General features: G+C 65.1%; 20 protein-coding genes and 1 pseudogene. 8 read left to right on the forward strand and 13 right to left on the reverse strand.

Features of this window, described 5'->3' with window-relative positions; genetic code table 11:
* Positions 1–13: 13 nt before the first annotated feature.
* Positions 14–837, reverse strand: a protein-coding gene (locus ACHQ4I_RS08385; protein WP_420770937.1) for an IS5 family transposase whose coding sequence is annotated in 2 segments (ribosomal slippage) — positions 14–487 and positions 490–837 — 822 coding nt in all. Because the reading frame shifts where the segments join, the coding sequence is not laid out codon by codon here.
* Between the two features lie 200 nt (positions 838–1,037).
* Between ACHQ4I_RS08385 and ACHQ4I_RS08390 the strand changes: the two are divergent.
* Together ACHQ4I_RS08390 and ACHQ4I_RS08395 are read left to right on the forward strand one after the other, a co-directional pair.
* Positions 1,038–1,508, forward strand: a pseudogene (locus ACHQ4I_RS08390) (dihydrofolate reductase family protein); the annotation flags it as partial.
* Positions 1,509–1,530: 22 nt separating this feature from the next.
* Positions 1,531–1,797: an alpha/beta fold hydrolase gene (locus ACHQ4I_RS08395; RefSeq protein ID WP_420771217.1), complete on the forward strand. Its 267-nt coding sequence runs from the start codon at positions 1,531–1,533 to the stop codon at positions 1,795–1,797.
* An 81-nt stretch (positions 1,798–1,878) separates the two neighbouring features.
* Here the strand turns inward: ACHQ4I_RS08395 and ACHQ4I_RS08400 are convergent, their stop codons facing one another.
* From ACHQ4I_RS08400 to ACHQ4I_RS08425, 6 genes are all read right to left on the reverse strand, one after another.
* A complete protein-coding gene (locus tag ACHQ4I_RS08400) occupies positions 1,879–2,604 on the reverse strand; it encodes a histidine phosphatase family protein (RefSeq protein ID WP_420771129.1) in 726 nt (241 codons plus the stop codon).
* A gap of 307 nt (positions 2,605–2,911) precedes the next feature.
* The gene (locus ACHQ4I_RS08405) at positions 2,912–3,955 is read right to left on the reverse strand and encodes a hypothetical protein (protein ID WP_420771130.1); all 1,044 of its coding nucleotides are present in this window, start codon (positions 3,953–3,955) and stop codon (positions 2,912–2,914) included.
* A gap of 509 nt (positions 3,956–4,464) precedes the next feature.
* Positions 4,465–5,460, reverse strand: a complete 996-nt coding sequence (locus ACHQ4I_RS08410; RefSeq protein WP_420771131.1) for a nucleoside hydrolase — start codon at positions 5,458–5,460, stop codon at positions 4,465–4,467.
* The gene (locus tag ACHQ4I_RS08415; RefSeq protein WP_420771132.1) at positions 5,453–7,084 is read right to left on the reverse strand and encodes a hypothetical protein; all 1,632 of its coding nucleotides are present in this window, start codon (positions 7,082–7,084) and stop codon (positions 5,453–5,455) included. Before ACHQ4I_RS08415 ends, ACHQ4I_RS08410 begins: the two co-directional genes overlap by 8 nt.
* Positions 7,081–9,915 (reverse strand): ATP-binding protein, encoded by a 2,835-nt coding sequence (locus ACHQ4I_RS08420; protein WP_420771133.1) that lies wholly within the window; start codon positions 9,913–9,915, stop codon positions 7,081–7,083. Before ACHQ4I_RS08420 ends, ACHQ4I_RS08415 begins: the two co-directional genes overlap by 4 nt.
* The gene (locus ACHQ4I_RS08425; protein WP_420771134.1) at positions 9,909–11,531 is read right to left on the reverse strand and encodes a hypothetical protein; all 1,623 of its coding nucleotides are present in this window, start codon (positions 11,529–11,531) and stop codon (positions 9,909–9,911) included. The genes ACHQ4I_RS08420 and ACHQ4I_RS08425 overlap by 7 nt, the downstream gene beginning before the upstream one ends.
* 513 nt (positions 11,532–12,044) lie before the next feature.
* On the opposite strand from ACHQ4I_RS08425, the gene ACHQ4I_RS08430 reads away from it, so the two are divergent.
* The 5 genes from ACHQ4I_RS08430 (at position 12,045) to ACHQ4I_RS08450 (ending at position 15,389) form a co-directional block, all read left to right on the forward strand.
* A complete protein-coding gene (locus ACHQ4I_RS08430; RefSeq protein ID WP_420771135.1) occupies positions 12,045–12,218 on the forward strand; it encodes a hypothetical protein in 174 nt (57 codons plus the stop codon).
* A 599-nt stretch (positions 12,219–12,817) separates the two neighbouring features.
* Positions 12,818–13,423, forward strand: coding sequence for a restriction endonuclease (locus ACHQ4I_RS08435; protein ID WP_420771136.1), 606 nt, complete (start codon positions 12,818–12,820; stop codon positions 13,421–13,423).
* Positions 13,424–13,721: 298 nt separating this feature from the next.
* Positions 13,722–14,621, forward strand: a complete 900-nt coding sequence (locus tag ACHQ4I_RS08440; RefSeq protein ID WP_420771137.1) for a hypothetical protein — start codon at positions 13,722–13,724, stop codon at positions 14,619–14,621.
* Entirely contained in the window at positions 14,614–15,153 is a 540-nt protein-coding gene (locus ACHQ4I_RS08445; protein WP_420771138.1) for a restriction endonuclease, read from the forward strand. The genes ACHQ4I_RS08440 and ACHQ4I_RS08445 overlap by 8 nt, the downstream gene beginning before the upstream one ends.
* 50 nt (positions 15,154–15,203) lie before the next feature.
* On the forward strand, positions 15,204–15,389 hold the full coding sequence (locus ACHQ4I_RS08450; RefSeq protein ID WP_420771139.1) for a hypothetical protein: 186 nt from the start codon (positions 15,204–15,206) through the stop codon (positions 15,387–15,389).
* A 668-nt stretch (positions 15,390–16,057) separates the two neighbouring features.
* Here the strand turns inward: ACHQ4I_RS08450 and ACHQ4I_RS08455 are convergent.
* Genes ACHQ4I_RS08455 through ACHQ4I_RS08465 form a run of 3 tightly spaced genes read right to left on the reverse strand, consistent with a single transcriptional unit; the run spans position 16,058 to position 18,229 of the window.
* Positions 16,058–16,927 (reverse strand): class I SAM-dependent methyltransferase, encoded by an 870-nt coding sequence (locus ACHQ4I_RS08455; RefSeq protein WP_420771140.1) that lies wholly within the window; start codon positions 16,925–16,927, stop codon positions 16,058–16,060.
* Positions 16,869–18,101: a hypothetical protein gene (locus ACHQ4I_RS08460; RefSeq protein WP_420771141.1), complete on the reverse strand. Its 1,233-nt coding sequence runs from the start codon at positions 18,099–18,101 to the stop codon at positions 16,869–16,871. Before ACHQ4I_RS08460 ends, ACHQ4I_RS08455 begins: the two co-directional genes overlap by 59 nt.
* Entirely contained in the window at positions 18,098–18,229 is a 132-nt protein-coding gene (locus tag ACHQ4I_RS08465) for a hypothetical protein (protein ID WP_420771142.1), read from the reverse strand. Before ACHQ4I_RS08465 ends, ACHQ4I_RS08460 begins: the two co-directional genes overlap by 4 nt.
* 15 nt (positions 18,230–18,244) lie before the next feature.
* Here ACHQ4I_RS08465 and ACHQ4I_RS08470 point away from each other — a divergent pair, with 15 nt between their 5' ends.
* Positions 18,245–18,367 (forward strand): hypothetical protein, encoded by a 123-nt coding sequence (locus ACHQ4I_RS08470; RefSeq protein ID WP_420771143.1) that lies wholly within the window; start codon positions 18,245–18,247, stop codon positions 18,365–18,367.
* Positions 18,368–18,388: 21 nt separating this feature from the next.
* Here the strand turns inward: ACHQ4I_RS08470 and ACHQ4I_RS08475 are convergent, their stop codons facing one another.
* The 3 genes from ACHQ4I_RS08475 to ACHQ4I_RS08485 form a co-directional block, all read right to left on the reverse strand.
* Complete coding sequence (locus ACHQ4I_RS08475; RefSeq protein WP_420771144.1) at positions 18,389–19,594, reverse strand: lipase family protein; 1,206 nt, start codon at positions 19,592–19,594, stop codon at positions 18,389–18,391.
* A 410-nt stretch (positions 19,595–20,004) separates the two neighbouring features.
* A complete protein-coding gene (locus ACHQ4I_RS08480) occupies positions 20,005–20,646 on the reverse strand; it encodes a response regulator (protein ID WP_420771145.1) in 642 nt (213 codons plus the stop codon).
* Positions 20,643–21,842 carry a sensor histidine kinase gene (locus tag ACHQ4I_RS08485; protein WP_420771146.1) on the reverse strand — a complete coding sequence of 400 codons (1,200 nt, stop codon included), beginning with the start codon at positions 21,840–21,842 and terminating at the stop codon, positions 20,643–20,645. The genes ACHQ4I_RS08480 and ACHQ4I_RS08485 overlap by 4 nt, the downstream gene beginning before the upstream one ends.
* Between the last annotated feature and the right edge of the window lies 1 nt (position 21,843).

Genomic DNA, 21,843 nt, shown 5'->3' on the forward strand with positions numbered 1-21,843 from the left:
CTAAGACCGTGTCTCATGTCGCTGATTTCGCCCTCGTGAGTTTCTTGTAGCAGGTGAGCGTGGCGGCGAGGGTGAGGAAGGCGAGGAAGTGTGTAGCTTTGCGGTCGTAGCGGATGTTGAGCCGGTGGTATCCGGTCAGCCAGGAAATCGTCGGTTCGATCACCCAGCGGTGACAGCCGAGGCGCTCGGACGATTCGATGCCCTTTCGTGCGATCCGTACCGCGATGGCCCGGTCACGCACCCATCGCCGCAGGTCCGCGGTGTCGTAGGCTTTATCGGCGTGCAGCTTGCCGGGCTTGCGCCGACGCGGGCCACGCCGCGATCGTATGGCGGGCAGTGCTTTCACGAGCGGTTTCAATGCCTCGGCGTCGTTGGTGTTGGCGGCCGAAATCCCCACGGACAGAGGGATTCCCGCACGGTCGGACAACACGTGGATCTTCGAGCCGGACTTACCGCGGTCGACCGGGCTCGGACCGGTCATGGATCCCCCTTTTTCGCTCGCACCGACGCCGCGTCGATCACCGCCCGCGACCAGTCGATCAAGCCTGCGCTGCCCAACTCGTCCAGCACGGCGCGATGTAGACGCCGCCACAGACCGGCCTCGGTCCACACGCTGAACCGGCGATGCGCCGTCGGGACGGTCACGCCGAACGACGGCGGTAGCATCCGCCAAGCGCAGCCGCTGGTCACCACGAACACCACCGCCGTGAACACCACCCGCTCATCGGTCGGCGCGGTGCCACCACCCTGCGGGCGCGGCGTGAACTCGGGCAATAATGGCTCGGCCAGAGTCCACAACTCGTCCGGCACAAGACGTTTCGACAACTCGTCGGTCACAAACCGAACACCATGCAGCACAACCGGATCCGACGCAGCCGATTGCGCTGACGACCTGCTCGGCAGCGTGGTTGCCGATCGGGCGGCCCGGAATACAGTCCAGGATCTGGTGCACGATCCCGGTCATGCTCTTCTGCGTCCGCCGATGAGTTTCGGCAGCAGGCGCCGTCTCCTCTGTGACTCGACGAAAGGACGAACTCGTGCAAATCCTGGCTCGCCTGTGTATGACCGCCGACGGCTATGTGACGACTCCGGACGGCTGGCCACCTCAGGTCATCGATCCGGTGCACGGCCCGGGCAGTCACGGTATCGCCGAATTCCTGAAGACCTGCGAGGCCGCCCTGATGGGCCGCACCACCTTTGAACCCGCCCTCACCGCCGATCGCTGGCCCTGGCCGGACCTGGACGTCTTCGTGCTCGGCTCGCACTGGCCCGAGGGCACTCCAGACGATGTGACCGTCGACGACGATCCGCAGCGGCTGCTGGAGAAGATCCGCGCGGCCAATCGCGGCGGCGACGTGCACCTCATCGGCGGCCCCGGCACTATCGAGACCTACCGCGCCCTCGGCGTTCTCGACAAACTCGAACTCGTGGTCCTACCGTTCTTCGTCGGCAGCGGCATGCGCCTGACCGATTCGCTGAACCCGCAGACCAGTTTGGAATTCGAGAGTTCACGGCCGTTGGACGGCGTGGGTGCCGAAGTACGATCTGCGCCCACCCGACTTCTCCGCCATTCTCGCGGCCACCGATCGGCTGCCCACTCAGCTGACCTCGCTACCGACACTGCTGGTGCGCGGCGGACGCAGCAGGGTGCTCACCCAGGCCACCGCCGAACGCCTGGTCGGGCGAATCCCGGACGGAGAACTCGTGATCGTACCGGACGCAGGACACAACGTCCAAGAGGACAATCCGGCCGCACTGATCACCGCACTGCATGCCTTCCTCACACACCGACCGTGACCAAATGCTGTAGTCCAGCGGCAGATGGGGTTGTGCATCCAGCGGTCGTGCGGTTGTGGACGGCCTGAACGTTGCCTGTAGCTAGCTGATGCTGGACTGCTCGAGGTGTCGGGTGTCGTTGTGTCGGACGAGGACCCAGCGCCAGTGGTGGGGGTTTGCGGTGCGGGTGCGGTGTTTCCATTCGGTGATGGAGGTGTAGTCGGCTTCGGCTGTGGCGTGGTTGAGGGTCGGCTGGGTGCGTTGAAAATGTTGTGCTGCCGCGAGAATGGTTTCGCGGTGGCAGGTGAGCACGACGGTGTCGTGTCGGTGTCGGGTGGCCAGAATGTCGAGCATGCGCGCGACTCGATGGACGGCCGTGGCCCAGGAATCGGCGCCGGGTGCGAGTGGGTCGTCGGGGGATTGGCGGGGTGGGAGCGTGGGATCGGGGGAGATCTGGTGTCGCCGTTGGCCTTCGGCGGTTCCGTGTTGGTGGTAGGGGAACTCCGGTCGCAGGGATACTCCGAGTCGGTGTGCGATTGGTTCGGCGGTTTGTACCGCTCGTCGTACTGGCGTCGAGTACACCGTGGTAATCGCGAGTCGTTCCTGTTGGGCTGCAAGGTGTTCGGCTACAGCGCGGGCTTGGCGGTTGCCTATGTCGGTGAGGCCCCGGCAGGTGTGCTCGCCGGCGACCGTGCCGTCTATGTTGCTCCAGCTCTCTCCGTGCCGGACCAGGATCAACCGGAGTCCTTGGGCTTGCGTCGCTGGCCGAGGTGTCGGGTGGTCTTGCGGGGCGGAGTGTCGGAAGTTTGTGGTGTGCGAGTCAGCCACGGTATTGATTGCCTCGGATCATGTTGTGACGCAATAGAGGTGGGCGGGGTTGTTCTGATTGCTTCCGTCTGTGGTGCGCGGCGGCTGTGCTGGTGTTGTGGGTGTGGGTCGAGGTGTGTGTGCTGCGATTTCAGCCCGCGCGGGAACCGTGTGATGGTTGCGGATCGCATCGTGGCGCAGTGGGTTCGTTGCCTGATGAGGTTTGCGGCTTGCACGGTCACGTATGCCGAGATGTCCGGGAGTCCGGTCGACCTCGATTTCGCTGTGGGGAGGGTTGGCGTTCGAGCCCGCGATCCGCCGCGGCGGTTCAGGGGGTCGGGTCGAGGAGGAGGTGGGTGGCGATGCGGGCCGACGCGCGCACGGCGGTGGTGTGGTCAGGGTTGGCTAGGTCGTGGTACGTCGTTGCGATGGCGGGGTGGGTTCTCGGGGTGGTGCCGCCGGTGTCCCAGTAGTCGTGGGCGGCCCCATCGGTGGCGGCGATCGGTACGACCGGAACGCCGATCTGGTCGGCGAGTTGGGTTTCGTAAGTCGTTCCCGCGTCGCCGCCGAAGACGATAAGCAGGTCGGAGCGGGCGACGATGTCCTCGCGTGCTTCGTTGAGGCTGCCAGGAAGGCATTCCGTACGTCCCAGGTAGCGGTGCAGGGGCTGGGGCCGTCGAGACCCGGTGCGGCGGAAGAGGGTGTACCGCTCGGGACTGTAGTTGTTCATGGCTACCAACTCGGCCGCCATCGCGTATCCGACCATGAGTGCCGCTCTCGAGGCCATCGAGACGACGTTGACGGGAACAGGGAGATGTGCGAGGACGCCACCCAATGTGGACGCGATGGGGTCCCAGCACGGATCGGTGTAATAGCCGACGACGAATATGGTGTGGGCCGATCCGGTGACGGAGCTGCTGGCTTGGGAGGGGCGGGAGGTCCGCCCGTGGAGGTAGCTCTCCTGCTGCACTTGGTAGTCGTATCTGAGACCGACGGCTAGTTCGGCGACGACGCGGTGGCGGTGCTCGTAGTACTCGTGCGATGTGAGCGTGCTCTTCCTGCAGACGTCTTTGAGGCGTTCGCCGACGTTCTGGCCGTAGCGGTGGGTGTCTGCCGCGAGCGCGATCTTGGCGATCGCCATGTCGTTGGGACTGCCGAGTACCGCAATATGCTCGTGGATCCCGGTGACGAGCCAGTGGGCCAGCGCGGTGCGCGCCGCCGAGTCCGCGGGGACTGGACCGCCGGTCAGAGCATGTAGAACCTTGGCGCCGGCAGGGGTCGCGAGCGCCTCGGCAGTGAGTTTGTGGCCGCCCTTGCGGCAGAAGTCGAGTAATTCGTCCGCCAGCGGTGTTTCGGTGCGTTGTATTGGCACATAGCCATGATGCCGTTTGGGCGAGGCGTCGTCGGTCGGTGCGCGAAGATCGCCGAAAAATTGCCTGGCGCTTCGGGTTCGGCGTGCCCTTAGGCTCGATGCCGAGACTTCACCGCATGATCGATGCAGTGTGAGGTGGACGGATTGTGAAGGGCGAGAAGGGAAGTGATGACGGCGTGGGCAGACACAGCCGACAGAGCACACCGGGCTCTGCACTGGTGCCGCTGATATGGGTATTGGCAGCAGCGACAATCGCTTGGGCCGTCGTGCAGGTGGTTCGCGGGTCACGGGCGAGGGCCCGATGAGGGCGTCGGCGATGACAGGTACATCGGTCGATCCATCAAGTCGAGCAGGTGCCGGGCGAATCGTGCGCGGTGGTTGTGGCGTTCGTCGGCGGTGACGACCAGTGCGAGTTCGGGGCGGCGGGCAGCGCAGGTGAGGGCGATGGCGCCGGGATGTGGGCACACCGATGACCCCGGCCGGGACAGAAGGCGGGACTTCCGCTGCGTTCAGTACTGCAGCTGTTTTTCCAGCCAGTTGCGGAAGGCGGGGTAGTCGGCGCGGGTGGTGATCCAGGTGAAGTGTCCGTGGGGTGTGGCGGTCATGCGAGCGTCGGGGGCGAGGGTGATGTGGCGGCGGCTGAAGTCGACGAATGGTAGTTGCAGTGCGGCAGTGAGCGTGAGGGGGTCGTGTTGCTTGCTGGTGGGGTACATGCGGGTGAACCATTGGTCCAGGTGTGCGGCTAACAGTTTGGCCCAGTTGGGGGCGGCGTCGGCGGCGAGGTGCTGGTAGGTGCTGCTGCTGGGGCCGATGGCGATTTCGTCGGTGAAGGTGACATCGGAGGTGACCAGCAGCAGGTCATGTGCGGTGGCGATGACGTGGCGAGCGGCGTCGGGGTCGAGGCGGAAGTTGTGCTCGGCGCGGGTGGGGTCTCGGTAGTTGAGGGCGCCGCCCATCTGGGTGATGACGAGCCGCTCGGCTAAATCGGGCGCGGTCCGCAGGACGTGGGCGAGGTTGCTCATCGGACCCATGCCGACCCACCGCACGGGCCTCTCAGTGCTGGCGCAGACTTCGCGCACGGTTCGAAGGACGTCGGTGGGTTGGCCGGGTATGTGGTCGGGGGTGAGTCCGTCGGCGGCGTGGTATCGGGTGTTGCCGAGGTCGGCGCCGGCGGTGACGGGCACGTTGGGACGGTCGTTGAGGTCGAGCAGGTGGCGGGCGAGGCGGGCGCGCTGTCCGTGGTGTTCGTCGGCGGTGAGGACGGCGGCGAGTTCGGGCAGGTTGCGTGCGGCGCAGGTGACCGCGATCGCGTCGTCGGGGTCGCCGCCGATGTCGGTGTCGATGATGATCGGGGTGCCCTGCACGGAGGGAGGCGGGGCGCCGCCGGCGCGCAGTTTGGCGGCCAGAAGCGGATAGCCGAGATCGTCGTAGCGTTCGGCGACCCCGAGCTGCGTAGCCCAAGCCGACTGTAAGGTTTGTTTCTGCTCGTCGTCGATGTCACCCATGCTCGGCTCCTCTGGCTGGGTTGGTGCGCTGGAATTCGGTGAGGAAGGCTTGTTTGGCGTCGAGGCTTTTCAGCTGCTGATACTCGCGCCACTTGTTTTCAGCTCGAGGAGGATCGAGCCCGCTGGCGTGGATGGCCGTATGCAGGTCGCCGACGATGTGTTTGTCGCTTCGGCGAACGATCGAGTTCATCATCTCGGCGAGATCCGGATCGGTATCTGTTGTCGAGCGTGTTGCCCATGATCGCACCTGTCGCAGTCCGGCTTCGGCGGCCGAAGCAAGTTCGGCACCGATGTCCTGCCCGGTGTTGCGGCGTTGGGCGATCTCGCGGGCGTAGTCGCCGACCGCCATCTGGTTGGCGTCCATGACCGCTAGGCGTGTGTTGGTTTCGAGGTAGTCCGGTGATACGTCGAGCGGGTTGATCTGCTCGGTCGGTGGCGTTTGGAAATGTTGTTCGGGCGTCCCGTCCGGGCTGAACCGTTCGGCTTTCGAGTATGGGCCGCGCAAGGACTGCTCGATCGCCAGCACAGTGTCCTTGTCGGACAAGGTTGCCGCGAGGTCGGCTGGTATTGCGGCGTCGTGGGAGACCACGGTGCCGTCGGGGGCTTCATGTAGCAGGTATCCCTGCTTGCTGGCGGCGTGCGGGTCGCGCTCGGCTTGCCTGAACGCGAGGTATTTGCCGTGGAAATTCACTTCGGGGTAGGTGACCGACAGCAGCGATTGGACGCTGCCTTTGAAGCTGGTGTCGACGAGGACGATGTTGGCTCCCGGGGTACCGACCGGTATTCCGCGTGATTCGAGGAAGCGGGTCATCGTTGCCCTCGATCCTGGGATCTGGTCGGGGTCGACGGCGTCGCGGGCGTCACGGAAGTTGTCGACCTCCGGGAAGGACTTGCCGGCATTGATCTCCAGGTCCTGGACGAGGGAATCTGCCAGGCAGCGCGAGATCGGGGCTTCGGCGCAGTGGCGGGCGAACAGTTCGGGGTCGAGTTCTTGCGCGGCCAGTGCCATGGTGTGGGCGTCGCGGCCGAGGAAGACGACGACGGTGTCGGGCCGCTCGGCGATCAGTTCTTTGCAGTCCTCGAGGATTCTGCTGGTCGCGTGGACGATCGCTGGGGCCAGATGGGAGCGCACAGCGTCGAATGCCTTCCCGACGGTGGTCCGGTCGGTGTCGGCGTCCACGCCGTTGCGGGCGGTGACGATGTCGAGGATTTTCTCGCGGCGCTCGGCCTGATCACCGGATTCGATGTGTTCAGGGTTGCTGCCGAAGTCTGGAGTGGGTTGTCGGTCTGGGGTTTGTTCGGTTTGTAGATTCGCGGTGGTGTCGGGCTGGACCCCCGGCTCGGGGGTGGTGCCCTGACGGTCGGTGGGTGCGTGCTCGACTGTGCCCCCACGGGCCTCATCTGCTGGGCCTGGTGGGTCGATCTTCAGGATGTGTTCGCTGGGGGTGAGACCGGCCTCGGGGTTGTGATCGGTCTGGGAGTCGCTGCTGGCGCCCTTCGTTTCGGGTGCGGCGCGTCGTGCGATAAGGGCGGACCGACCCTCGATATCGCGGTGTGCGAAGGGCTCTGGCGGCACTTCGGGGGTGTCGCGGCGGTCGGGGGGAGGATGGCTGTCGATGCTCATGGGTCACCTCGCGCGGGTATCGCCGCGGTGTCCTCTGGTGCTGGGAGCAGCGCGAGCGGCCATCGCGTCAACCCATGCAGATGAGTGGTGGCGTGGCGTAATCGCTGTTCGACCGAGGCGGCGCGGCTGAGCCGATCGATAGTGGTGACCAGCAGGCTGGGGTCGGGCCCGGTCACGATGCGCGGGTCGGCCCAGTTGTCCGGATGGGCGTGCAGCATCTCGCGTTGCTCGGCGAGGGTGGCGCCGGGCAGGTGGAGTCCCCGCTGCGCCCATGCGGCGGTGTCGGGATGCGGCCGATCCGACGGCAGCGCAGGGTTCTGCAGGGAGTGCTCGACGTCGACCCACCGATAAAAACCGGCCTGCCAACGGAATTCGTTGTTGATGCACTGTGTGGGAGAGCCGCGGAGCGCTGCGGCGGCGAGGGCGCACACATGCTCAAGGAGCTGCTCGGGTGGGAAGTATGCGGCCAGCCCGGTATATCGGTGGTCGATCGCGGTGCGGATGCGGTGGTCGATGGCCTCGGCCAGAATCGCTGGCTCGGTCCGGTTTGTCCATCCGGTGAGCCAGTCGGGATTGGGGCGTGGGCTGGGGCGGCCGACGAGGTGTGCGATCAGCATCAGCTCAATCCACAGAGTCAGCCGAGGATCCTTGGCGAGGGTGTGGGCGCGGTGCAGACTCCGCAAAGTCAGTGGCGTCTCGCTTACGTGCGCTGAAAGCGGCGGTGTTCGGGCCGGACCGCGTGCCTCACGGGACACGCCGAGGGGGACCTCGACGCGGATGGGCCGGTCCATGCCATCGGTGAACACCGCCGCGCGCCCCGGCGGGAGCGACACGATCTGACGGGACTGGGCCGAGTCGAGGTTCATGGTGGAGCCGACGAGGTCGCGGTCCTCGGCGGCGGGTAGCCGATGCACGATCTTGAGCGCGGTGTTCTTCACAACATCCGGGCTGATCTTGCTGGGGATCTGTTCGGCGACGATGATTCCCTCGCCGTAGGCGCGGATCTCGGCCAGCAACGCGGCGAACAGTTCGACCGCACGCGCGGCCGGGCTACCAGCTTCGGCGCGACGCAACAGCCGGTGGGCCTCCTCGATCACCGTCACGTGCGCCAGCCCCGCGCACCGGTTGTCACGGTGGACGCGCAGGTGCTCGGCGACACGTATAAGGACCACCCCGATGAGGAATGCCTTATCGGCATCGTCACCGACATCTTCGATCTCGATCACCGTGTTGGTGGAAAGCAGCGCGGCGATGTCGATGCGGTAGCGGCCGTCGAAGAATCGTCCCGGGGTACCCAGACGCAGGGCCCCGAGTCGCACGTCGATGAATCCGCGCACGTTGTCGGTCACTTCCCGCCCGTATCCGATCGCCTCGACCACCGCCACCGCGGTGGCCTGTAAATCACTCAGGCGCGGATGCCGAGGCGAGCGGTCAGGGTGGCTGGGCTCGCCGGACACGACGTCCCATCCGAGATCGGTGTAGCAGCGTGTCAGCGCGTGAGAAAGCACCTGCGGGAACGGGTCGACGGCGTCGAAGGTGGCCAGGAACAGGGCGCGGATCAGGTCGATGTGGGTTTGCATCGGAAACCCTGGCTCGGGCTCGAGGGGGTTGATCCCGGCCGGGACCGCATCGGGGTCGCCGGGCCGCAGCACCGCCACCGACGCGTCGATCCGCCCGGCCATCGCGGCGTATTCCGCCTTGGCCGGTTCGATCACCAGCCACGGCACCCCGGCCGCGTGCAGTCCCTCGAGCAGATGCCGCACCGTCTGTGATTTGCCGGATCCGGTCGCGCCGGCGACGAAGCCGTGCCGGTTGAGGGTTTCACGGCCCACGGTGAACCGCGCGACCGGCTGATCGGCATCATCGAGAATCGCGCCGAGATCGATCTCCCCGACGTGCTCAGGGGTGAGATCGAAGCCAGCCACTTCGACCATCCGGATTCCCGGCAGTTCCCGACGTGGCGGACGAGCCAGCGCCGCCAGCAGTTCCGCACCCGCCACGAACGGTGACCGGGCCTCACCGTCAGTGCCGATGACCGACGAGGACCACACGCGGTCGGCGGACAAGGCCTGCGGGTGCGGAGTTAGGACATACGGCAGATCATCGAGATCGGCTGCGCTGCACAATAATCCGGCCGCCCGGCGCGTGCTGGCGTCGTCATCGCCGCCGACGAAGACGTGGACCCGCCACAGCCCCGGTCCATGCGCTCGCGACAGCTCCCGGTACCGGAATTCCCCGCGCTGCACCGCGATCCGCGCCGGTTCGGAATCCTCACGCGCCCGCAGCCTCGGCAGCTGCACCTCCAACCCCGCCAACTCGTCATCGACCTCCGCGCCCGGCACCGGCGAAGCCACCACCAGCCACACGAACCGACCCGGAAGATGCGCGATGAAATCCTCGAACCCGCCCCGCCGCATCCGCGCCTGCCCACCAGGAGTCTGCAACCACAGCGAATCCGCACGCCCGGTACACCGCACCCACACCGGCACCCGCCGCCACTGCGCAACCACCGACTCGGCGTCCATCTCCCGGGCGATGGCGCCCGGCGGAAACATCACCGCACCAGAGTCGCGACAGTGCTCGGGCACTGCAGGAAACCGGGGATTGCCGCCCACCAATATCCGAACCTGGCGGTCAGCATCGATACGGTCCCACGCCACGGCGAGGGCGGAATCCGCGCCGACGGTACTCAAGTCGGCGTGCGCGGCGGTCAACGCGGAGAACACCGCCACTTGAGCGCGCTGCTCACGCGGGTCCGTCGCTGCTTCGCTGCTGGCCAGTGGCGGTGACGGAATGGTCAGCAGTTGGTGAAAACAGAACCCGCTCAACACGATACGACCGCCGCCCCGGCCTGCGGACCGCGCGCGACCCTATCCAGTAGTGCGATCCCGGGATTGCAGTCACCGGCGACCACCCGCCGACCGCGGCCTCCGGTCTCCACCCACACGAACGCGGTCGCCGGCAGCGACTGAAACACCGTCGGCTCCACCACGTACTCGTATGCCCGCGCCCATGTATGCGCGGTCGAGGAGTTTCGCGACCACGACCAGCTAGTGGTTTGCGACCATGTCATTGCCCGTGATCGCGAATCCGAGCTCCCCGCCGAGGTTGGCGAAGAGTTGTCGGTAACGGTCGAGGTCACCGAATCACCGGCAGTGTCGGAGACTCCGTCGGTGAAGCTGCGGCCGATCTGCTCGGTCAGCTGCGACCACACGAACCGATGCCCGCGACCGACGAAATCGGCTGCCGCGGCGGCCTCCCCAGCATGCCCGAGCCGCATCAGCACCGCCGCACTACCCGCAGCGCCGAGCAACTGCGCCTGCTCACCACGCAGATGCTCCGACATCACAATCAATCGCATCCCCACCCGCCCGGCGTGACGAGCCAGCACCTCCAACTCCGCGGCACCCAGATGATCCGCCCCAGCGACCACGACCGCATCGGCCGGTGCCGAGACCGTGGCGCGGACCTCATTCACCATCCGGAAAAACGCGAACCGATCCAGCAGATCCTTACGGCGCGCGTTCGCCTCGGCCGTCTCAATCACCCGCAGGCCCGCCTGCGGCCACATCGATCCGATCGACAAACGCGCAGTCGGCAGGCGGGCGAGCGACTGCATCGAGGAGGCCAGAAAACGCAACTCCTCAGCAGCGGACGAGGTGGAGCCCACGATCTCGGTCACCCGGCTCAGCTTGCGGACCTCCTGCGCCGACAGACATGTCTGCTCCTCGACATCGAGAGTCCGCCGCAACAAGGCCAGACCCGCCGCGATCCGCTCAAAAGTGCGAGGAGTCTCCAGACAGGCAGTCACGGCCTCGATCAACTCCGCGTCCACAGCCCGTGCCCGCACCGTATCCGGCTGCCCCCCACGGACACCGGCCAACACCTCCGACACCAGCTCCCCGGCCTCCGCGGGGGACAGACCGCCCACGGCCACCACACCGTCGGCGGGCACACGATCCACCCGCACCGCGAACCCCGCTGTGCGCGCCAGCCCCGCGAGGTCTGAGGCCACGCCCCGTTCGGTGAAATCCAGCACCAGCAGTCCCGCACCATCCGACAGCAGCGAAAGCCCCAGCGTGGCAAGCAGACTCGACCACCCATCGACCGTGCCACCAAACACGTTCACCTGCCCCCAACGGTGCTCCGGCCGCACCGGATGCCACAGCACCGTCGACTCCACACGCTCCTGTTCCCGCCGATCATGCTCAGCTACCTGCAAATGCCAACGTTCCAGGGCAGCCTGGAAACGGGACCATTCCCTGGCACACCGCGACTCGTGCACCCGACGGGCCGCGCTAAGACGCGCACCCACCAGCGCACACCACACCGCAACAGGCGCCAGCACGCAGCCACCCACCAACGGCCACAAGGCGATCCCCCACGACACCGCCACCACACTCGCCCACGCCGCTATCAGCGCCGCGACTCCGACGACCAGCGGCATAGTACGCACTCTTGCCCGGTCCCGCCGGAGCGTCTCCGGCACCGCAAACCCCACCCAGCGTGGAGCACTGTCACGTAAAGGGCTCGGTACCACCGGCGCGGGAACGACATACTCCCATCCCCAGCGCTCCTGCGGAACAAGCAACCGGACCGCCAGATCTCGACTGTCCACCACCGGCAACTGATCCACGACATCCCCCCAGACAAATGAAGGCGTGGCAACACCGATACGCAAAGACAGAATAAGAGGCAGACGCGATTACAGGGCCTGATCGTTACCGAACAGTAGCCTTAGATCCCGGTCATATAATGTTCATCGAACGACAAAAACAACTAAGTAGCTGATAACCATTGATTTGCATTCCAGGACAGATTTTCTATTAAGACCTTTCCAAGATGCTTGAGCATCGGCAGCCGAATGTTAGCGACTGCGACGCGGTGCGATCCCTGATCGAAGCGTAATTGCATACGCACGCTCAGATGAGAAACGAAGCGCCACGGATCCGGAGTCGCCGTGACGGCCAAACACTTCGGCAACCCGTCTTCGTCGAGCTGGGCCAAGAGGCTGAACGCGTTGCGCGACAACGACGCCTACCAACAACAGGCAAGCCAGGGGTTCCTGACAGAGCTGTCCGAGCTGGCCCGTGACACCACCGCGGCGCAGAAACCCGCCGCCGCGGTTCCATGATTAGGACCGCACGGCAAGACAGCATCGACCGAGCTGTTCGACCCACTCACAGGCCACCAGACACCGATCATCATCGCGAACGTCGTCAACGACGTCGTCCTGTTGGTTGAATCGATGGTTTTCCAGAACACCGATAGCGGGCGACCGCAGGTCCAACGGGGTTTCTGCAGAACCCCTTTCCGTGATTTCAAGATCCGCGACAACGACGTGTTCGAGCTCGCGAACTCGGCTACAGCTGCGAGTACTACTGAAAGGTACAAGCAGTCGCACCTGTAGCTGGCGACCTGAGCAGACCACGCCAGTCGGCCGCGCGGGCAGGCGCGCGATCGATCCCGAGGGTGTGCTCAGCGCATCGTGCACGACGCTGTACTGGGCGCCCGGGGGCATATCCGAACCCGAGGACAGTGCGCAGATCATTCGACGCACGGCTGAACAACACATCCATCAAGGCGCGTTCGGCGGCGTCGCGTTCGGCGTTGCTTACAAGCCGAAGTCTGCTGCTGGAACAGCTTTCGCGGACGGAACGCACGCAAGTTGTCGGTCGGACACGCTACGGTTCTTTCGCCGAGACTGATCGGCACAGTCCAACAGGGGGACATATGGCGCGACGACGTCGCCACTCCGATAGCGCGGCTCTGCTGCTGATGTTCGGCGTCGCCGGGGCGGTAGTGCTGGCTCCGGTGGTGAAATTCGCGCAGGACAACCTCGTCGTGGTGATCGCGACGATCATCGTCCTCGTGGTCGCGACCATCACAGCGGTCGTGCTGTGGAGGACCCGTATTCGACGACGGAAAGAGCTCGCGGACAAGCGCTTGCGCGCAGTACTGCCGTTCCACAGCATGAACGACAAGCAGTTCGAGCACGCGTTGGCCTCACTGTGTCGCGATAGCGGCTGCCGCCAGGTGGAGGTCTCCGGCGGGTCCGGTGACCATGGCGCCGACGTGCAAGCAGTGACTCCCGACGGGCGCAGGTTGATCCTGCAGGCCAAGCGGTACAACATCAATCGCCGGGTCGGCGACAAGGAGATGCAGCAGCTCGTCGGCGGGCTGATCACCTGGCACCAATTCGATATCGCCGCCCTGGTCGCGACGGCGTCGTTCACCGCGCCCGCCCGCGCGACAGCTGCTCGCAGCGGCATCCGACTGGTCGATAACCGAGCGTTGGCCGCGTGGAACTCCGGGACGGGTCCCGCTCCGGGGGAATGAGGCCTTGCACGGACCTGGGACGGCGGTGTTAGGTCCCAGATCCCTCCGCGCTCAGTCGACCCGATTCGACGTATGGGTATCGGCGTTGGTGGTCGGTGTGGAGGGCGATTGTCCGTTGCCAGTTAAGGTGACGCAGCCCGCCGGGTCGCAAGCAGGGCTGCGTCAGGTATGTGGCGGAGCCCGGTGGCGGTCTTCTGCCAGATTGTTGACGTAAGTCATCGTTTCGACACCGTGCGGAGTTGGTCGAGGCTCGATGGGGCGGTCCCTGGTCGAGGCTTTCAGCAGTAAGGTAGCCCCTATGCGATGCCTGCTGGTCGGGGACCTCAACTCGGAGGATGAGCAGCTTCGACTGGTGATGAAGCATCTGGACGTCGAGCTGGTCGAGCTGAATCGGCTGGATATCGACTGGACATCCCAAACAATAAGTCCACCAGTCGACTTCGTATGCGCGGTACTTGGTCAACCTGAGGCTCGGAACGTCCAAGCGGCCACGTTCGTGGATATCGGTGTTGCTTTGGGCCGCGCAATCCCTGTGTTCCTGGTAGTCGAGCCTCGTCGCATGGTCCCATTGGCCCTTGAGCGACTCACCCGGGTCGAAGCCGATCTCGACAACAAAGCAGCCCTGGAGCTCCACCTCAGACAGTTCCTGCGGGCGATCCGTCGAGAGACCCCTCGGTCCCCCGACAGCCGAACCCAGAATCCAACTCTCTCGCGCCCGCAAGCCGCAAAGGCGCACGAGAACCTGCGAGAACTTGGGCGTACCGAACGTACGAGTATCAGTGGTGCTTTCGAATGGTTGATAGCTGACCTACTCCGCGGAGATGCCCAGATCTCGACGCCAATCGGTCGTGACCACGGAGCAGATCTGGCATTAGCATTGCTGGGGCCGGAGAACCTCACCGTTGGTGGACCGGTGCTAGTCCAGATGAAACTGTGGGACACACTGTCGGATCGTGGCCTGGCCGACGCCAGTGGCCGCTTCGCGCAACAGATCCGAAGAACAACTGCACCTTTCGGCCTGTTGATCTATCACGCCCTGCATGGGGTGATTCCGCAGCAGACGGCGAAGGAACCGGAATCTCGTGTCGTCGCGGTGTCAGCCGATGATCTCATCGAGATGTTGGCCGCCAGGCCGCTGAGCAGCGTGCTGGTTGCCATGCGTAACGCTGTCGTGCACGGAGTTGCCTACCGTGGTTGAACTGAGCTGCGTCACCGTCGCCGCGCACCTGCGACGGGCAGCCGATCCGACCAACTCGACGTACCTGCGCGGCCATGCCTATGAGGACGCGCTCGAGCACATCTTCAGAGCGGTGCCGGGATGCGACACTCAACGCAACAGCCTGAACAGATTCGCCTCTGAAGAGGTTGACATCTCGGTCATGAACTTCCGAGACGACGACGGTTTGCGTGCGCTGCCCGAGATCTTCTTGGTCGAATGCAAGAACTGGAGCGAACCCGTCAACTCCGCGACCGTCAACACTTTCGCCACCAAGATCCGCCATCGCGGTTGCGCTCTCGGTGTGCTGGTCGCGGCGAACGGCGTCACCGGCGACCCCCACGAGAAGACCGCAGCGTTCCAATCCGCCGCACTCGCCTTGCTAGAGAACACCAGAATCCTCCTCATTACAACCGATGATTTGATGGCGTTCACATCGAGTAAGGACGTTGTGGTCCTTCTACATCGGCGCCTCTTGGATCTCATTGCCGCTGGCACTTTCACCCTCGCATGACCCGCTTGGTCGCGCCACCGTGCGTCGCCTGAGACCAGATCGTCAGATTAGTGGCAGAATCCCCGCATTTGCGCCAGAACGATGGCAATACGTCAGGTCAACTGGCAACGGACAGCGATGTCGGCGCTGGCTACTTGTTGGTCCATGTCCGCATGACTTTACTGATGGATTCCAGCGGGGTTTCCGAACGGATTCCAGCGGATCAGCAGCGGATTTCAGCCATGAAATCCGGATGAATTCTGGCGGGCTGGCGGGCTGCCTGGACGCCGCCACCACCCGCCAGTACGGAGGGATCGAGCGTTCGGTGTGGGTGGGATTTCCTGCGCGACACGAGCATCGGCACCGCGCCCCGCCGGGTGTGTCGAGCTGCCTGGGCACGTACGCCGACCGTACTCTTCTGCCGATGATCGGATTCGCGTGGGATCACGAGCTCTTCAATGATTGGTGAAATGTCAGTGATCGCTTGACGCCACGGCAGCAAGCATAGCGTCCGCACTCATTGGTACGGATGCCTTCGCGCCTTCAGGCCCGCGTCGATGCCCAGGCAGGAAACAGTGTGGGCGCCTCGGTCAAATTGCCTGGACCACAGGCCAGGTGGAACGTCTGCCTGGCGGTCCAGGCATGCACCCAGTCGTGCTCGCTCCGGTCGATCTGCTGTCGGGGTGTTCCTGGTCTGCCAGTGTTCGTTCTCATCGATGTTGACGCAGTCGATGGGGCGGAGCTGGGGTGGGTCGGATAGCTTAGAAGGTCTGTGCCCGAGGAATTCTCATCTTGCTGACGCAGATCGTCTTTTGATCAATAGTGGTCCAGGTGTTGGCAGTTCGGCATAGGGCTATCGTCCGCGGATCCAGCAAGCCCGTCGGGTCTTGATTGCTGGACGGTTGACAGTGCGAGGCTGCAGCGGTCAGTCGGTGCGCAGGACGAAGAACAGGAAGCCCAGGAAGCTCGTGCCGGTTCTCCCTCGGAAGACCTCCGGGAATATGTCGCGGGCGGCGGGGACGGCCGATGGTTCGCTGATGACGTCGATGCGGAAGCCGGCCGCTGTGAACGCGTCGGTCATCGCGTGCAGCGGCCGGTCCCAGAAGGTCAGTTGGGTGGTCTGTCCGCCCATGGTCCATTCTTCGGTCCGGTTGTGGGTCTGGAAATAGTTGGTCGTGTCCCCGGCCGAGCGGCGCATGAGCTCGAGGGCGAAGGGGTGCTCGACCGAGACGAGGAGTCGGCCGCCGGGGGTCAGCACGCGGCGCAGCTCGGCCAGTGTCGGTCCCCAGTTTTTCAGGTAGTGCAGCACCAGGGACGCGACGATGTCGTCGAAGGCGCCGTCGGGAAACGGCAGCGGGTCGGCCAGGTCGGCGACTTGCAGGTCCGCGTCTGCGCCGAGGCGCCGTCGGGCCTGCTCCAGCATCCCGGCGCTCGCGTCGATGCCGGTCATGATGGCGCCTCGCTCGCGCAGCGCGGCGAACAGGGGACCGGAGCCGCAGCCGGCGTCGAGGATTTGTCGGCCGGTCACGTCCCCGGCGAGTTCCAGCATCGCGGGCTGTTCGTAGTACGCGTTCAACAGGCTGGTCTCGTTTTCGGCGGTGTAGCCCTCGGCGATGCTGTCGTAGCCGCTTGCCCGGGCCGGATCAGCGGGAAGTGCACGGCCTTCTGGAACCGGAGTCATGCGGCCCATCCTGACATGTCGAACTTGCCCATGTCCCTGCGATGCTGTGGTGTCTTCAGTCCGCCGGATGCCGATTCTTGGTGGCTGGTCGGAATTGATCAGCGTGCGCGGCAACGAGTTTCGCGACTTGGTATGGCCGCAACCTGGTGGTGTCGATGACGTGTGCTTCCTTGCTGTGCCAGGAGCGGGCTGCGTCGTAGTCGTCGAGGTGATCGAAACGCCATTGTGAGGGCCCCTTGGTGGGGTCGGTTTGGATGCGCCGGGTGAGTTCGTCGCGGTCGGCGTGGAGCACGACGTGGCAGATCGGGATCCCGGCGGTGGTCAGTCCGGTGCGGATCTCCTGCCAGTATTGGTGGACCAGGACGGACTGGGGAATGATGAGAACACCGCCGAGGTAGTCGAGGAGCTGTGTCGCGGCGGCCACGACCAGTCCGCGCCAGGGCTGCCAGTCCTGGAAGTCCCGGACGGGTTCGGAGGCCAGGACGTGGCGGAGCATGACCCCGACTTCCTCGGTGTCGAAGACCCGCGACCCGGGTAGCAGGATGGTCAATTCTGCTGCGGTGGTGGTTTTTCCGGCTCCGAAGGTTCCGTTCAGCCAGACGATCATGGGATCGAGGGTATCGGGCGCGGGAGGGCGGGTGGGGCCGCGGAGTTCGACGACGTAGGCGTTGACGGTGCCGTAGGCGACCGCGGTGTGATGGTGGTCCAGAAGGTGCTCCCAGATCTCGCGGACACTGGCGGTGGGGTCCTCGGCCAGGAATGCGTCGATATGGGTGGCGAGGCTGCCGAGGCCAGGCCGTCCGCGGTCGGGGTATTTCTTGCGGGCCGGTGGGACAGGTGAGGCCAGAGCCGCCGCGACGGTTCGCCATCCGACATTGTGCTTGCGTTCGATCGCGCGACGTGACAGCCCGGCGTTGTAGTCACAACGAATCACAGCGTAACGGCGGCGCTTGGCCTCGGCGTTGCGTCGGACTCGTTCGCGTTGTTCGGCGGCGGTGCCGCTGCGTTTGGGGCGGTAGCGGGCGGCGAGTTCGCCGAAGATGCGCAGCACGACCTCGGTGGTGCGGCCGCAGACGGCAGCGAGCTTGGCAGGGTCGATAGGGCCCATTCCCTGCCTGCCCGGGGTGATCAAGCGCCGCAGGTAACTCGGTGGCAGGTGGTTGGCGACGGCAAGGCGGACGACGAACGCTTCCGCGGTCTCACCCGGGTGCGGGCGCAGCCGGACCGGCAACGGCGTCAGGGTGCCGCTGACGGTCTGGTTCGGTTGTTCGGGATGGGTTGTGGTCACTGGGATTTGATGTGGGCGGCGTGGTCGAGGTCGATGGTGTCGAGGCTGGTTTTGGTGATCTTCTCGGTGCCGGTGAGGATGGAGTCGAGAGCGGCCTCGCGGATCAGTGCCGACAGGCTGCCGATCATTCCAGCGGTGCGCTGATGCAGGTAGCGGTCCAGCCCGACCAGGGTGCCGGGCCGGTGGTCGTGCAGGCGCAGAGTGTCTTCGAGACAGGCGACGACGGCGCGCCAGTCGTCGGTGAAGGGGAAGCCGGTGGTGCGTAGCAGGGTGTGGCGTCCGGCGATCTACTCGCCGCGGGTGCCGGAGAACAATCCTTCGCGTTCGACGTTGATTCCGGAGAACAGAAACGTGGCCGGGATGCGCTCGGCGAAGTATTTCAACGTGTCCGAAACATCAGCCCCAGCACGGGTGGTCAGTGAAATGTTGTGCAGCTCATCGCAGATCACGACGCTGGTGCCGGTGTCGCAGCAGACTCCGCAGACCGCCTCGATGATATCGGTGAGGTTCGCCCGCTGCGTGACGGGAAGGCCGAGGAAGCGGGCGAACTCCGCGGCCAGCATCCGGGGTGTCGCCGCGGGCGGGACGGTGACGTAGACGACCGGGATGCGGTCGGATCGGTGCGGGTGCCGCGCCCGGTCGGCGGCCTCGTGCATCTTGCCGAACTGGGTGACCGCGGTGGTCTTGCCGGTCCCGGCGGCGCCGGACAGGATCAGCCCGCGCCGCGCGCTGACCGCGTGCCGGTTCAGCAAGGTGAGCCGGCGCCCTTTCTGCGCAACAGCTTTCATGGTCGGGGTGGCGATCACGGTGAGCCGAGTGTGGTAGTCGATGCGGGTTTCGTCGTCATCACGGTAGTCGGCCGCCAGTCCGCCCGAGGCCACGCCCATCAGAACGTCCGACAGCTCCGGCGCGTACTCACTCTGCAACATCGCAGTGGCGTACGCGGCGATCGCTCCGCCCGAGTAGCCGTCGACCACATAACGACTGTTACCGAACTCCGGCAGGGCATTACGCACGGCGCGAATGGAATCGAGCATCATGTGCCCGGCCACATTCGTCTCGCCGTACGCCATCAGCGGGCCCTCATGGTCGGGCAGCAGAACCGCGTGCCCTTTGCTCAGGGCCGACCAGATCGCCGGCAGAAACCAGACGAGATCGGTATTGGTTCGATCGAGTAGGCCGTGCGACAACTGGTAGCCCGGCGTGCAGTGCAACCCGAGTGCGTTGATCGGCATCGCGTCCACCTCCACCGGACGGGGCCCCGGACCGTTCCACGACGCCGCCGGGATGATCAATGTGGCGGTGCCGAAGGAGGGCGTGCCCGTCGCCGAGGTGGAGCGAAACTTCAACAGCACCGCCCGCTCGATCGGTGCCGCCATATGCTGAGCTGTCGTCGCCATCACGTCCCGGGCATCGATGATCTGTCCCGGCTCCAGTGCGGCGAGGTTCGCAGGCCACGCGTCGAAGGTCTGATCCCCGGTCGGCGACGACAATATCCCTCGCCACAATGCGGCCTGCTGATCCTCGCCGGACTCGGGGCCGCCAGTCAACTGCGGCGGCGGCCGCCAGGGTCGTCGCCATTGACAGGGCTTCAAGCGGCTGCGTCTCGAAACACGGAGGGACAAACCTATGTGGAACTGGGCATTCGCCCGGTCGCAATGTCGATCTGGTTGGGTCAGGACGACATCGACTACCAACTGCATTCCGGCAAACTATCGGCGGAGTTGGCTTAATCGCGTGCTGTGTGGATAGCCCGGCAGAACTACAAACTGGCAAGCGGCGCGCGACCCACCGACACAGTTTCGGCGCCAATCGTTGATATCTGTTCATCTTTCCCGGCAGTGGCGAGTGTGCGGCTGTCCGGACCGAAATCGTGCGTAGATCCTTGTGGCCGCTCGCTGGGTCACGGGAGCAGCCCCTGGGCCATCGCTGTGGTTACCGCCGCCGTGCGGTCAGACACGCCAAGCTTCGAAAATGCCCGCAGCAGGTGGGTTTTCACGGTGGCCTCACTGATATAGAGTTCGCGCCCGATATCGACGTTCGTCTTGCCCTTGGCCACCTGGGCGAGGACTTCAATCTCGCGGGCCGATAGCGCTGCCGACGCAGGCCGACGCACGAACCGAACTAGGCGGTCGGCCACCGATGGCGCGAGCACGGTCTTGCCGCGAGCTGCGTCGCGCACCGCCTCTGCCAGCTCCGCTCGGGATGCATCCTTCAGGAGATAGCCTGCGGCACCGGCCTCGACGGCACGCAAAATGTCGGTGTCCGACTCGTAAGTGGTTACAACGACGATACGGATATCGGGGGTTGCGGCGAGGATGCGTTCGGTCGCCGTCGCTCCGTCCATATCTGGCATTCGCAGATCCATGAGAACGACGTGCGGTGAGAGGGATTCGGCCATAGTTACCGCCTCGGTACCCGAAACGGCCTCGCCGACGACAGTCAGATCGGGTTCGGCGTTGATCATGCTGCGGAGGCCTTCGCGGACGACCGGGTGATCATCGACCAGCAGGACGGTCGTGGTGCCAGGAGGGTGAGCAGTCATGTCGGGACCTCGACGTTCACGGTCACCCCGCCGCCCGGTGTTGCAGACACCGATAAATTCCCCCCCACCTGGGCTACTCGCGCCTTCATTCCCGTCATTCCGAACCCGTCGGTGTGATCATGAGGAAGTCCTACACCGTTGTCCGACAACGACAACCGCAACCCTTGCGTGGTCGGCGACAACTCGACTCGGATGGCGTCGGCTTTCGAGTGTTTGCGTACATTGGAGAGGACGCCCTGAGTGACGCGCAGCAGCACCACGCTGGTGGCCATGGCTGTGGGGGTAAGGTTCGGGTCGGCGCACATTGTTATCGCGATACCCGTCTCGGCCGAAAGTTGCTGGCACTGGCGCCGGATTGCCGCTGTGAGCGAACCCTCGCCGAGAGCGGCGGGGGTCAGCCCCGCTACCATTACCCGCGCCTCGGCCAGGTTCTCCCGCGCGGTGGCGCGGATCATGTTCACATGGTTGCGAGCGGTGGCGGGGTCGTTGTCCAGCTCCGCCTCCACCGCTTGTGCCAGCGTCACGATGCTGGTGAACCCCTGGGCTAGCGTGTCGTGGATTTCCCAAGAGAGCCGTTCGCGCTCGGCGATGGCGCCGGCTTCTCGTGATAGGCGGGCAGTCGCGGCGCGGCTGGTCTCCAACTCGGCAATCACGGTGGCCAGCCGCTCGCGTTGTTCGATCGACGTCATGATCATGGTGCCGATCACCGGCGCGACGATCATGCCGATCAACGTCACAGTCACCAGCAGAGGCAGGTTGGACCACTGTGGGCCGTGGACCACCAGCGCAATGCTCAACGGCGTGACGTTGACCGCGGTGGTCACAATGAGAGCGGTCGGTAATGGTAGTGGCGCGAAGATCAGCGGATAGACAGCCGGTATCGCCGCAATGGCGGGCGGCGAAGCCGACAGCGCGAGGAAAAACAAACCAATCGGCACAGCGATGAATACAACATGCTGCCAGCTGGACTCCTGCACACGAAGGACGCGGCGAACCAGCGTCAAGGCCCACAGAGCGATGCCCGCCAGCGCCGCGATTGCCAACGGCATGTTGCCTGCGAAGTTGCCATGAAGCAGGACTGTTGCCGCCATGCCCGCGAAGCAGCCTCCGGCGACGTAGACGTCCCACAGCGGGGGCAACCGAGCCTCCTGCCCTTCGGTCGGGAGGTGTTCCCCGGCCCGCCGCGCGCCGATCATT

Source organism: Nocardia nepalensis (genome assembly GCF_048910785.1).
Taxonomy (GTDB): Bacteria; Actinomycetota; Actinomycetes; order Mycobacteriales; family Mycobacteriaceae; genus Nocardia; species Nocardia nepalensis.

Coding starts and splice junctions, on each gene's coding strand:
- ACHQ4I_RS08410 (WP_420771131.1), bottom strand. CDS start 5,460: ATGGGTGACATCGACGACGAGCAGAAACAAACCTTACAGTCGGCTTGG.
- ACHQ4I_RS08415 (WP_420771132.1), bottom strand. CDS start 7,084: ATGAGCATCGACAGCCATCCTCCCCCCGACCGCCGCGACACCCCCGAA.
- ACHQ4I_RS08425 (WP_420771134.1), bottom strand. CDS start 11,531: ATGCCGCTGGTCGTCGGAGTCGCGGCGCTGATAGCGGCGTGGGCGAGT.
- ACHQ4I_RS08435 (WP_420771136.1), top strand. CDS start 12,818: ATGGCGCGACGACGTCGCCACTCCGATAGCGCGGCTCTGCTGCTGATG.
- ACHQ4I_RS08440 (WP_420771137.1), top strand. CDS start 13,722: ATGCGATGCCTGCTGGTCGGGGACCTCAACTCGGAGGATGAGCAGCTT.
- ACHQ4I_RS08465 (WP_420771142.1), bottom strand. CDS start 18,229: ATGATCGGCAGCCTGTCGGCACTGATCCGCGAGGCCGCTCTCGACTCC.
- ACHQ4I_RS08470 (WP_420771143.1), top strand. CDS start 18,245: ATGCAGGTAGCGGTCCAGCCCGACCAGGGTGCCGGGCCGGTGGTCGTG.
- ACHQ4I_RS08480 (WP_420771145.1), bottom strand. CDS start 20,646: ATGACTGCTCACCCTCCTGGCACCACGACCGTCCTGCTGGTCGATGAT.
- ACHQ4I_RS08485 (WP_420771146.1), bottom strand. CDS start 21,842: ATGATCGGCGCGCGGCGGGCCGGGGAACACCTCCCGACCGAAGGGCAG.